This is a genomic window from Actinomadura decatromicini (assembly GCF_008121305.1).
Taxonomy (GTDB): domain Bacteria; phylum Actinomycetota; class Actinomycetes; order Streptosporangiales; family Streptosporangiaceae; genus Spirillospora; species Spirillospora syzygii.
Genome location: NZ_VSRQ01000006.1, coordinates 1 through 12,455, shown reverse-complemented (window position 1 = coordinate 12,455; position 12,455 = coordinate 1). Strand labels below are relative to the sequence as shown.

Genomic DNA, 12,455 nt, shown 5'->3' with positions numbered 1-12,455 from the left:
AATAATCCATTATTCCAGGAGTTCGTCGGCGAGCGCGCGGGCATCGAGCAGGAAGTCGTCGAGTTCGGCGTCGGTGAACTGCCGTTCGCCGACCAGTGCTGCCAGCAGGACAATCTGATGGCCGAACTTCGTGTCCGGATCGGCGTCGACCATGGACCCCTTGCCGAGCAGGTCGAGTATCATGCTTTCGGCGAGCCGCGGGTCAATGATCCCTGGCGTCTCGTCGCCCCTTTCCCTTACCCGGGCGACGAAGTCGATGACCTCTGAATCGGCTGCGACGTCACCGTCCTTGATGAAGCGTTGCTCGGCTGCCTCGATGAAGCCGGCCGCGACCAGTGCCGTGTAGCACACATTGGCTTCATCCGGATCGAGTTGGTCCATCAGCCTGAGGTGCTCTGTGCGATCACCCGCCAGTTGAGCGCGCAGTGCAGCCACCTGCTCATCAGTTATCTTCATTTCTGTTCCTCAGATATCCGCGTGCAAAACTTACGCTGTGACGCACGATTTCGGTCAAAACTATTGCGGTACCGACTGCCCCAAGCGTGGTGTCACCCATCTTGGCTGCTTGGTCGGGTGACGCTATGTGATCGTCATTGGTGCGGACGCCGCACAGTTGACCCGTCGGCTGAACGCGCTCCAGGTTCTTCTCGGCCGGTTCTGAGAACTTGTCCGCCGCTTCCTTCGCATCTTCCGCCGTGTTGAGAAATCTGCGAAGCCCCTCGCGTCCACGTGATGGCTTCTCGGGGTCGCGTTCTCGGAGGTCCCGGCCAGCGGGGTCGTCCTCGGGGTTGCGGAGGTCGGCGTGGCCGGGTTCGGGGCGGGCTCCGGCCGGGTCGAGGTCTTCGCGGGTAGGGAGGCCCGGTTGAGCTGTGTTCTCCTGTTCGCGAGGCGTGGGCTCGCCTGGCTGTTCCCGGCCGTACCGGGGTTCGACGCGCACATTGCCGCTGGTGTCGGTGTACACATTGGTGAGTACGGGATTGGCGGGGGCCTCCGGGTTCGTTTCGCTGTCCTCGTCCGGAATCTGCTCGGCGTCGTCGTCTTCGGCCTTCTTACCACGGTCATTGTCCGGGGCGTCGTTGTCGGCGGGAGCTTCTCCCGTCCCGGATGGTCGGTCGCTTGGCTCGTCGGCAGGTGATGCTTCCTGATCGAGCGTGCCTTCTTCTGGTGACTCGCCGGTGGTGGCGTCGTCTTTCTGTGGGTCGTCCTTCTCCTGGTCGGAGGATTCGAACTTGCCGGACGTTTCGCCGCCGCCGTCGGGCTGCGAGGAAGGGGGTTCGCCTTCGCCTTCGACGCCTTGCGCCGCGCCTTCCCGAGGTTGTTCGCGGGCGCGGGCGCGGCTCTCCAGACGGGACGGCTGGCCGGGCGAGCCGGGATTGTCGGGAGGAGGCGTATACGGACGCTCGGGCGAGGCGGCCTTTTCAGCGGTTTCAGTGCGGGTGTCGGTCTCGCTGGTGCGTTCCACGCCCACGCTCGAAGCCCTTTCCATCAGGGGGACGCGAACCCGCCCGCCGGGGCGCCGGCGGACCGCTCGCCGGGTGCGTTCCTGACGCGCGGGCCCGGCGTCGGGAAGCGCACCGGCCCCTATGAAATCGCCCAAGTCCGAACTATGCACGTGCGGAATCGGTTGCGTCGGGAGTCGTCCGTCCGGCTCATTCGTGAGGGTGGGCGGACGCGATGACTTCGGGTGGAGGGGAGGCTTCGACTGGCGAACGTAAGCGTGGCCGGGCGCTATTCAAGCGATGCGGCAATGTGCCGTTTGTCCGAGTTGAAGTCGCGGAGCCCTCGGTGGGCTCGCGGTGAGTGGGTGGCGGTGGGTCAGGCCCAGGTGGATGATTCGGCGTGGCGGGCGGCTAGCCATTCTTTCGCGCAGATGGCGGCGTCCTGGATGAAGTCGTCCAGGTCCGCGTCGTCGAAGTTCGCTTCGCCCACCAGGTAGAGCAGGATGAAGACCTCGGCGTACAGGACGGATTCCACGTCGTCCAGGGCCGGGTCTTCGAGCGGCGGGGTGCCTACGACGCGGCGGATCATGTCTTCGGCCGCGAGAGTGTTGATCAGTCGTGCGTCCGGCCCGGCGGTGATGCGCAGGTCGGCCACGAAACGGATGATCTCTCCGTCTGTGTAGAACGGCGTGAAACGCCGGCGGACCGCGACGCAGAACGCGCCGTAAAGCAGCGACATGTAGCCGGCGGCCGCTTCGTCCGTGTGCATCTCGCTTCGCAGCGGTTCCCAGGCGGGCGGCCCTTCCAGCAGGAATGACCGCAGCGCCGAGATGTTCTCCGCGCCGATCTCAACGGCCGAGTAGTCCATTGCTCAAGAGTTCCCTCTGCGTCGACTGGACGATCTGATGGCGGAGGGCGGCACCGTCGTCGATCCCCGCGTTCGAGCCCTCTTCCGGGGCGTGGAGGACGATTCGTTGGGCGGTTTTGGAGTTCACGGCGTCTCGGGCATCGTTCTGGTCCGCTGCGCGCCTGGGAGGGGTTGGGCGTCCCAGGGGACGGCCGTCTGTTCCTCTGCTGGTGGCATGTTCTCTTTCCGGGATTCGTCTCGACGGTTCGATCGACTGCCGAACCAGTTCCGAGGCCGCGTCGAATGCTGGGAGCCTCGCCCTGGTCGACTGATGCGCCGGGGGCCGGGATGCCGTCATGCGTGGCTTGCGGCATGCGCGGTTCCGTTGGGCGTGGTGAATGCTGAGGCGATCCGTTTCGCGCCTGGACGGTCTCGCGGGATTCGCGTGCTCCGGAGCGAGTCGAGGTTCGTGTGGCGCGTGCATGCCGAGCGTCTCGGGGGCGGTTTCCGTCCCGCTGGTGTGCTGCACGCCCACGCTCGAGCCCTTTCGCCGGGAACGCGGACCCGTCCCGCCAAGGGCGCTGCGCGGACGGACCCGCCGGACGCGGACCCGTGCCATCGGCGCCGAGTCACGTCGGGCCCTATGTAATCGCGCAAGTGAAGGATTCGCACGTTCGGATTCTGGATGCCAGAGCCCCCTGCGTACGGATCGACGGCCGGTTCATGATCCATCCGTTATATCGGGTGTCGTGGGCGAGGCCATGGGACGATCACGAGCTGAACCGGACGGTAATCAATCGATACGCCGTCCCTCTATTCGAGTGAATTGAGTGGCGGCTGTGTGACGCAGGTGGCTGGACGGGTGCTTCCGGCGGCGAGGCGGGTGCATGAATCCCGCGAAAAACTTCGTCCGGACGGGGCGGCGGCGTGAGCATTTCCCCTGGAACGGTCGCGGTCGCTCGGACTTGTCGTCGCGGCGCCGACTTGGATCGTTCTCCGGCCGCAATGCGGCGCCGATCCCCGCGCGTCGACCGCCCTTCGTGAATGCTCGGGTCACCTGACTGATCTGTATCGCGGGCTAGCGGACGGTCCGCTTGGTCATCCCGTCGGCGGCCGGGTCGATGCCCCAACTGAAGATTGTGCGCGGGTGAATGCGGATGAGGTCGGCGCCGAAGTGGGAGCCTTCCGGGGCGTCCTCGACGAGGGTCTCCGCCTGGCCGCGCACCTCGATGCCGCGCACTCGCCACGGCTGCACCGAGGCGAGGTCGTCGATGACGAGCGCGACCTGGCCGTTCCGCTGGACGTTCCGGTATTTCCGCGATTGGGCGAGGTTGAAGCCGTGGATGTCGAAAGTCCCGGTGTCGGGGTCGTAGCGGAATCCGACGGGGTTGTTCTGCGGGTCACCGTTCGGGCCGACCGTGGCCAGACGGCCCAGGCGCTGCGTGGCGATGTATTCGCGTTCGATGTCGGTGAGGCTCATCGTTCCAGCATGGGACCTCGACTTGGCTTGAGGTCAAGCACCTTGATCATTTGCGGTCGCCGCCGGGGAGGAGTGTTTACGGACGGGATTAGGGCGGAGGCAGTTAGTTCGGCGAAGTGGTGCGCGGCCAGGCCGTCGGCGTCGCCGAGCTCGACGGTGCCGGGCGGCTCAGCCTGTCGCGGGGACGAGGTCGCGGATAAAGGCTCTGAGGCGCGGGGACATCTCGTCCGGCAATGCGTCCAGCGCGTACCAGCCCGCCTCCAGGATCTCCGCCGCGTCGATTTCGAGGCGCCCGCCCACCATCAGGGCCTCGTAATACGCCTCGATCCGGTGCTGGAAACCGCTGTCGAGTCTGAGCGGAGGCCCCGTGACCGCGACTTCGAGGGACGTCTCCTCCCGCACTTCACGCACGACCCCGTCCTCGAGGTGCTCCCCGGCGTTCACGTATCCGCCGGGGAGGCCCCAGGCGCGATATGCGGGCCACATGCGGTGCCGGAGCAGCAGAATGCGTCCCTTCTCGTCCCGGACGATTCCACCCGCGTAAACCAGGAAGGTCTGGTGCCGGAGCCGGGCGAGGCGCCATTGCGCCCGCCCGCCGAGCCGCCGCCAGATCCGCGCGGCCAGCGATCCGTAGCGCCCGCGCGCGTTCCGCGGCACGCCGAACGGGATCTTCATATTGGAATGCTAGTCCGTTGCGAGGCGGCGGCCGTCCGGCGGCGCGGTGTACCTGTGGCACTGACCACATCGGCGGCGGATCGGGATCTTCGCGTGCGCTTTGGTTCGTCCCTACCTGCAAGGGGAGCCGACGGGGAGGCGACGTGACTTTGATGGACCGATCCGAGACGCAGGCCGGGACGGCGCTGGAGAAGCGGCGCAGGGCGCCCGTCCGGCTGCTGCGCAAGGTCGCCGTCGCGTTCGCCGGTTCCGCGCTGATCGTGGCGGGTGTCGCGATGCTCGTGCTGCCCGGGCCCGGAGTCGTCGCGATCCTCGCCGGTCTCGGGCTCCTCGGCACCGAGTTCCCCACGGCCCGCCGCATCAGCCACGGCGCGAACGGCTACATCCGGGCCGCTTGGCAGGCGGTCAGGAGGAGGCTCGGGCGCGCCGACTGACTCGCGCGCGGGACGGACGGCACCGGGTTGCCGCCCGGATCGTCCGCTGAACCCCGGTGAGGGGCGTCGCCGTACCGGTCAGCGGCGGCCCGTCCGTCGATGAGGTGCGTGTCGCTGCCGCATGCCATGATGGTGTGAACTCGATCAACATCAACTTTGCCGTTTGATGGATCGGACGATGACTCTGCGTTATGCTCGCGTCACGGGCGTCCCCGCGACGGGGCGCGGGCGGCGCGGCGGCGGACGTGGAGGGCGGGGTCGGAGACGGATGAGTCAGGGTTCTCGGTGTGAAGGGTGTCATGACGGACGCGCGCCTTTCGGGTCTCTGCGCGAATGGGTCGGTGAGTCGACAGATGCGGCGGAGCTGGAGGAAAGGGCGCTGGCGGGAGTGTCCGCCGCGGACGTGCGGGAATTCCTGCGGCTGAGCCCGCCCGAGATGCTGCGCGCCGTGCTGGAGACCGTCCGGCTGCGCGACGCGAAGCGGCTCCCGCCCGGCGCGGACAAGCTCATCCTGCGCACGATGCGGCAGGGGGAGTCGAAGCGGCGGGCCCCGCTGCGGTTTCTGATGGGCGGCCTCTGGCTCCACGGCCTCCGCAACTCCGACGAACTCGACGCGGCCGACTGCGCCGCGCTGCTGGACGCGGGCACGGCCGCGGAGGTGCTCGCGCGGGCGCCCGGCGTCCGGATGCTGGTGGAGTTCGAGGCGCCCGAGGCGCTCATGCGCTGGGGGCTCGTCCGGGCGGTGCTGGAGGACCGTCCGCTCGCCGTGGTCGCGCTCGGGCTGCTCGCCGCCGAGCCCGACGACCGGGCGCTGCCCGCGGTGCGCGACATGTGGACGGCCTGCCGGGACGCGCACCCGGAGCTGCCGGCCCGTCCGGCGGGGCTCGCGGAGCTGCGGGAGGCGATCCGGCGGGGGTCGTCACCGCGTCCCGAGGACCTGGTCACCGAGCTGGACGGCCTGCGCGACCGGTTCGCCGCGGCGGCGGACGCGGCCGACCGCGCCGCTGGAAGCCTGCGCGAGGGCCGCCGCCCGGACGACGCCGACCTGAAGTTGATCAAGGGTGCGGTCGCGGACTACGACGGCGTCCGCAGGAGGATCGGGGCCGTCCTGCCGGGGGAGCACCCGGCCGACCTGCCCGCCCTCGCGTCCTCCGTGCGGGACGCGGTGAGCGCCCTCCTTGCCGGGGACCGGTTACGCGCGCTCCGCGGGCTCCAAGGCCCGGAGTTCGTGGCGGAGCTGCTGGACGAGGTTCGCCAGGCCGCCGACGGCGACGCGGACGGGGACGACGGCGCGGGGCTGGCCGTCCTCGCCGAGCTGATCGAGGCGATGGGCGTCAAGGAGGATCGGTCCGAAGTCCCCGCTTTGGCCGGACGGGCCCGCACCGAACTGCCGGACCGCTGGCACCCCCTCGTCGACGTGGCGCTGATGGGCGGGCTCACGGTCGAGGACGTCCCCGACGGCGCCACGCCGCCATCCGCTGAGCAGCCGCCTGCCGCACCGCCGTCTGCCGACCCGCCAACTGGCGAGCAGCCGTCCACCGGGCAAACGTCCGATGAGCCGCCGCCCGCTGAGCCGTCCACCTCCGAGCAGTCGTCTGCCGTGCCGTCCGAGGAGGCAGTGGACGTTCCCGCGCCCCGGAAGGCACCCGACGACGAACCACCTGGCGAGGACGCGGCCGAGATGTCCGCGCTGGACGCATTCTTAGAAGAGACGATCCCCGCCGCCCGGGCGCGGCCCGAACGGTCGAACCCAACCCGTCCCAAGTCCCAGGCTGCTCCGGACGAGCTACCTGAGCGGCAACCCTCCGAGTCCGTTGACGTTGATTCGCGGGGGCTGGGAAAGCCAGACCTGGTCGAAGGCGCCGAAGACGTATCGTCGCGTCACCAATCCGCCGTCCCCGGAGAGGACGACGCCTCGCAACAGGCAGCAGACCTGCTAGCGGCGGAGGGAGCCGCGCTGGGAGCAGGGCGTTTCGGGCTCGCCGGGTGGATCCGCAAGACTGCCGGGCGTCCCGATGCCGAGGTGCACGCCCGCTGGTGCGCGGCGCTGGCGTCCGGGATGGCGGTGTTCGCCGGGCCGCTGACCGCCGAGTTCGCCGCGTTGGCCGCCGGGCTGGACGCTAAGGCGCTCGCCGAGGACCCGGCGGGCGGAGTGCTGGCGTGGGCTGCCGCGATCCGGGCAGGGTTGGTGTATCCGGACGCGACGCGGTTGGTGGAGGGTCTGAACGTGGTCGTGTCGGCGCATCCCGTTCTGAAGGAGTGCGGGGAGGCGTTCGCGCTGGCGGCGCGGGCCGGGGTGTACCTGAGTCCGGGCATGGACGGCTGGATCCGCGGCGCGGCGGGTCTGGCGGAGGCCCGCCGCACCGCGTCCCAGGACGCGGCCCGGCTGTTGGAGGAGGCCCCGCACCGCACCGTCAAGCTCGCCCGCGCCACCGAGGTGTGGAAGGCGTTGGTCCTCAAGGACGGGGAGATCGGACGGCTCCTGACGCTCGCGGCGGGCGACGACCCGGCGGGCGCGGACGCGGCGGCGGCCGAGGTGGTCCGGCTGCGCGCCGGGACGGGCGTCGACCGGCTGATCGACGAGACCGACGCCCGGGTGAACGGCCGCAAGAAAGGGAAGCCGATCATCGCGGGCGCGCGGGCCACGCTGCACAAGTGGATCGACGGAGCGCTCGGCGCGGTCGGGGCGTGGGCCGCTGCAGTTAAGGAGCATGGCGACGGCGGTCCGGACAGCCGTGACTGGCGGACCGTCCCGCTGCGGCAACTCCGCGAGACGATCGAGGGCCACCGCGCCGCCGCCGACGAGGCCCTCGTCGCCATGGCGGACAAACACCGTCTACCAACCGACGTGCACCGTTTCCCGTCCGACGCGCATCGTCTACCAGCCGACGCGCACCGCCCGCCAACTGACGCGCATCGTCTCTCGTCCGACGCCCAGCGCCTACTAATCGACGCGAACCGTCCAGCGTCCGAGGCGCACCGTCTGGCAGTCGACCCGCCTGCGACGTGGCAGCCCGCCGCGGCCGCGTTGGAAGGCGCGCGCGGGCTTCTCGCCGAGTCGTTCGCGTTGCTGGACGGTCGGCCGCTGCCGACCACCGAACCGCCCGCCGCTCGGCTGCTGAACCTCGACCTGCTGGCCGCCGTCGATGTCCCCCTCGACCCGCGCACCCTGCACCCACTAGGCGAGGTGTCCGCCGAGAGACTGGCGGAGGTCGCGCTTGCCGGGCCGCCCGACTGGGCGGCCGTGTTCGAGGCGCGGGCCGCGCGGCTTGACCATGAGGGCACCGAGGCCGTTGTCGCGGCCCTGGAGTCCGTCGATCCGGAGGCGGCGGCGCGGCTGCGGGCGCGGCAGGAGGAGCTGGTTCGGGAGGCGCGAACCGCCCGGGACGGGCGCGTCGAACGGGTCCGCGCCCGGATCGCGACGTCCCGACGGGACGGCCTCCTCACCGAGGGCGAGGAACGCGCGGGCGAGGAGACGCTGAACCGGCTCACCGCCGCCAGCCACGACTTCGACCGCGTCCAAGACGCCCCAAACGACCTCCTCGCCCAGCTGTTCGAGAAGCCCGACCACTACGACGCCCATTCCTACCGGATGGCGTACCGGGACGGCCCCGACCGCGCCCCTCTCAGCATCGGGCAGATCACCGGACTGCTGCGCGCCGAGCGGCTCGTCCACGTGGTGACCGGGTCGGCCGCCATGCACGCCGAACGGGTGGTCAGGTCGCTCGAGGACATGCCCGCTGAGCTGCCGGGGCTGGCGCTGCGGTCCGTCCGACCGGGGGACGGGACGCTGGAGGCCGCGCTGCGCCGCGCCCGCGGGCACGGCGGCCACGACGTGATCCTCGTCGACCTGCACGCCCCGCACTACGCCGACCAGTTCGAGCGGCGGCTCGCGGAGGCGCGGGCCGCGGTCGCCGACGAGTCCGGGGAGGGGACGCTGTCGGTGGTGCTTGTCGCCGGGCCCGCGTCCGCCCCCGCCTGGCTGCGCTGCGCGTCCGCCGACGACGTGGAGCTGGTGCCGCTGCGGCGGTTCGACCCGCCCGCCGTCCGGCAGTGGATGCTGGAGGACTCCCTCGGCTTCCCCGACGACGCCGGGCAGCGCGAGCTGGTCCGCCGCACCGGCGGCTGGCCCGCGCTGGTCGGACGCGTCGTCACCGGCATCGCCGGACGCGGCGGCGACCGCGACCAGGCGCTCGACGTCGTCCTACGGCAGGTGCGCGCCAGACCCACCGCCCTGCTGGACGACACCGGCGTCCGCGCCGACGAATGCCTCGCCGCCGCCTGGCGGGAACTCGTCAACTGGGACGGCCGCGAAACACCCGAGGACTTCGCCGCCCTCCTTGCCGCCTCCGGCGAACAGGGCACGGCCGCGCTGACCTCCGACACGCTGCGCGCCCGCGCCTACACCGGCACCCGCGACCTCGTGGACGCGCTCCGGACGCTCGGCGCGCTCGAAAGCGCGGGCGGCCTCCTCGCCTGCGAACCGGTCCTGGCCGAGGCGACCCGATGGGCGGACCAGGGATGACGTCCACCCCAGGGCCCGCCGCCCGGGTCGCCCCGGACGGCGCGGCGCTCGCCGCCGTGCTGCGCGCGGTGGCGGTCGCGGTGCTGGAGCGGCCGGCGGCGTCCCGGCTGCCGCCCGACCCGGACGCGCTGGTCGCGGAGCGGACGCCGATGCTGCTGGCGGCGCTCGTCCGCTTCCCGGTCCTGCGCCGTCGCGCCGCCGTCCTGCTGGCGGAGGCCACCCCCGCCGCCGACGTCCGCGCGCTGGCCGCCGCCCTCCTGCACCCCGACGACGCCGTGGCGCGCGCCGCGCAAGCCTGGCTCGCGCCCGCCCCCGCCCCGGCCGCCGAGCGTGCCGCGGAGCGGGCGGAGCGACGCGCCGACCGGGCCGCCCGACGGGCCGACGAACTGCAAAAACGGCTACGAGAGGCCCGCGGACGCCTGGAGTACGCGAAACGCGACGCGGCCACCGCCACCCGCCGCCTCGCCGAAACCCGCGACGCCCTCGCCGAAGCCGATGCCGCGCTCGCCGAACAGAAAGAGCGCGCGGACGGCCTGAACCGACGCCTCGCCGCCGAACGCCACCTCTGGACGTCCCCGCGCGCCCTGGCCGCCGCCCTCCTAACCGCCCTCGAACACCCCACACCCGAAAACGCCCCCGCCGTTACGCCCACCGCGCCGAAGATCGCACCCGTGCCCTCGAACGACGTGCCCCCGACGAAGGTCACTCCCACCGCGTCGGAGAACGCGCCCTCGGAGTTGAAGGACGTGCCCGCCGCATTGAAAGGCGCGCCCGCCAAATCGGGGGAGATGCTCGCCGCGTCGAAGGGCGTGCCCTCGGAGCTGAAGGACGTGCCCGCCGTGGTGAAGGAGGCGCCCGCCAAATCGGGGGAGGCGGTCGCCGCGTTGAAGGACGTGCCCGCCGTGGTGAAGGACGTGCCCGCGAGATCGGGAGACGCGCTCGCCGCGTCGAAAGGCTTGCCCGCGGCGTCGGAGGACGTCCCCACGGTGTTGAAGGGCGGGTCCGCGGTGTCGAAGGTCGTGCCCGCCGGGGCGCGGGACGCGCCTGCCGGATCGGGGGAGGTGCTTGCAGCGTCGGCTGGCGTGTCCGCTGGGGCGATGGAGGTGCCCGCTATATCGCGGAAGGCATCCGTCGCGTCGGATGGTGCGTCCGCTAGGGCGGGGGAAGCGGTCGTCGACGTGGATGGTGCGCTCGGCGCGTCCGGGGAGGTGCCCGTCGTATCGGATGGTGCGTCCGTCGGGATGGTCGGTGCGTCCGCTGAGACGGTTGGTGTGTCTGCTGAGGTGAGGGAGGTGGCCGCCGGGGCGGATGACGCGCGCGCCGGGTCGGGGGAGGTGCCCGTCCGGGTGGATGACTTGCGCGGCGGGTCGGGGGAGGCATCCGCCCAGGTGGGGGGCTGGCGTGCCGGGTCGGTTGGTGTGGGGGACGGGGATGGCGCGCTTGTTACTTCGGAGTGGGCGGCGGCTGGGGTGGAGGGCGGGGCGCTGGGGGTTGCGGCACGGGCTGTGGGGGTGAGGCCCGACGAAGTGCTTGGTGTTCTTCGGGCGCTTGCCGAGCCGCTGCCCCGGCCGGTTGTGGTCACCGCCGAGCTTGGGCTGCGGGTCGTGCCGCTTGGCGGGGACGACCACATCGGCGGGTCGTGCGTGCTCGTCGAGGCGGGCGGCACCCGGATCCTGATCGACGCGGGGCTGCGGCCGGGCGACCGCGCCGCGCCGCCCCGCGACATCGCCCGCGCCCTCGACGGTCCGCTGGAAGCGGTCGTCGTTACGCACGCTCACAACGATCACTGTGGGTACGTCCCGGCGCTGATCGCGCGGCGGTCGGGGCTGCGTGTCGTCGCTACCCCGGAGACCGTGGCGCTGATGCCGGTGATGTGGGCCGACACCGCGAAGGTGATGGCGGCACGCGAGCGCGGCCGGGCCCGGTGGGGCGCGGACGCGGCCGTCCTCTACGGCCCGCGCGAGGTCGATGCCGCGACCCGGCGGCGTGAGGCACTGCCGCTCGGCGAGCAGCGCCGGATCGGGGCGCTGACCGTCGAGTTGTTCCCGGCTGGGCATGTCCTCGGCGCGGCCGGGGTCGTGGTCCGCGCCGGGAACCGCCGCGTCGTCGTCACGGGTGACATCTCCGGCTTCCGGCAGGAGACCGTCGGCGGGTACGCGGTCCCGGAGTCGGCGCGCGGCGCGGACCTGCTGGTCATGGAGTCCACCTGCTGCGCCGAGGAGCACGACGCCCGCGACCTGCGGGTGGACGAGCTGGTCCGCGCCGTCGCCGAGGTGTACGGGCGCGGCGGCCGGGTGCTGATCCCCGCGTTCGCGCTCGGTCGCGCGCAGGAGATCGCGCTGATCCTGCGGCGGCGGTTGCCGGACGTGCCCGTTCGGGTGGACGGCATGGCCGCCGACCTTGCGGCCGTGTTCGAGTCCCTCGACCCGGAGATCCGGATCTTTGCGGGCGAAACGGCGGCGGCCGACCGTCCCGCCGAGCTGGACGGCTTCCGGACGGGCGTCGTCATCTCCACGTCCGGCATGCTGACCGGCGGTCCCGTGGTGGAGTGGGCGCGGCGGGTGCTGCCAGAGCCGGGCAGCGCGCTGTTCATCTCCGGCTACCAGGACGAGGAGTCGCCCGGCCGGGCGCTGCTGGAACTCGCCTCGTCCGGTGGCGCGGTCACGCTCCCGGACCGGGACGGAGAGGTCACCATCCCGGTCCGGGCACGGGTGGAGACGATGCGGCTGTCCGCGCACGCCGACCGCCGGGGCCTGCTCGACATCGCGAGCGAGATCGCGGCGGACGAAACGATGCTCGTGCACGGCGTCCCGAAGCGGCAGCGCACGTTCGCCGCGACCCTCGGCGTCCGCGGCCACCGCGTGGCAGAGACCGCTGCCTGGCGACCCGCAGGAAGGACATGATCCGTCGAGCCACTGCCCTCGTGATCCACTGCCCTCGTGATCCACTGCCCTCGTGATCCACTGCCCTCGTGATCCACTGCCCTCGTGATCCACTGCCCTCGTGATCCACTGCCCTCGTGATCCACTGCCCTCGTGATCCACTGCCCTCGTGA

8 protein-coding genes are annotated in these 12,455 nt (G+C 71.6%); 3 read left to right on the top strand and 5 right to left on the bottom strand.

Annotated elements, in window-relative coordinates:
* Window positions 1-9: 9 nt before the first annotated feature.
* The 5 genes from FXF68_RS26465 to FXF68_RS26445 form a co-directional block, all read right to left on the bottom strand.
* On the bottom strand, window positions 10-456 hold the full coding sequence (locus FXF68_RS26465) for a hypothetical protein (protein WP_148763797.1): 447 nt from the start codon (window positions 454-456) through the stop codon (window positions 10-12).
* Entirely contained in the window at window positions 443-1,462 is a 1,020-nt protein-coding gene (locus FXF68_RS26460) for a prolipoprotein diacylglyceryl transferase (RefSeq protein ID WP_187438126.1), read from the bottom strand. Before FXF68_RS26460 ends, FXF68_RS26465 begins: the two co-directional genes overlap by 14 nt.
* A 353-nt stretch (window positions 1,463-1,815) precedes the next feature.
* Entirely contained in the window at window positions 1,816-2,307 is a 492-nt protein-coding gene (locus FXF68_RS26455) for a hypothetical protein (RefSeq protein WP_148763793.1), read from the bottom strand.
* Window positions 2,308-3,364: 1,057 nt separating this feature from the next.
* On the bottom strand, window positions 3,365-3,766 hold the full coding sequence (locus FXF68_RS26450; RefSeq protein ID WP_148763791.1) for a PPOX class F420-dependent oxidoreductase: 402 nt from the start codon (window positions 3,764-3,766) through the stop codon (window positions 3,365-3,367).
* 168 nt (window positions 3,767-3,934) lie between these two features.
* Window positions 3,935-4,441: an NUDIX hydrolase gene (locus FXF68_RS26445; RefSeq protein WP_148763789.1), complete on the bottom strand. Its 507-nt coding sequence runs from the start codon at window positions 4,439-4,441 to the stop codon at window positions 3,935-3,937.
* 152 nt (window positions 4,442-4,593) lie between these two features.
* On the opposite strand from FXF68_RS26445, the gene FXF68_RS26440 reads away from it, so the two are divergent.
* From FXF68_RS26440 to FXF68_RS26430, 3 genes are all read left to right on the top strand, one after another.
* Entirely contained in the window at window positions 4,594-4,875 is a 282-nt protein-coding gene (locus FXF68_RS26440) for a PGPGW domain-containing protein (RefSeq protein ID WP_148763787.1), read from the top strand.
* A 388-nt stretch (window positions 4,876-5,263) separates the two neighbouring features.
* Window positions 5,264-9,400, top strand: coding sequence for a hypothetical protein (locus FXF68_RS26435; RefSeq protein WP_148763785.1), 4,137 nt, complete (start codon window positions 5,264-5,266; stop codon window positions 9,398-9,400).
* Complete coding sequence (locus FXF68_RS26430; protein ID WP_148763783.1) at window positions 9,397-12,303, top strand: MBL fold metallo-hydrolase; 2,907 nt, start codon at window positions 9,397-9,399, stop codon at window positions 12,301-12,303. The genes FXF68_RS26435 and FXF68_RS26430 overlap by 4 nt, the downstream gene beginning before the upstream one ends.
* Window positions 12,304-12,455: the final 152 nt, after the last annotated feature.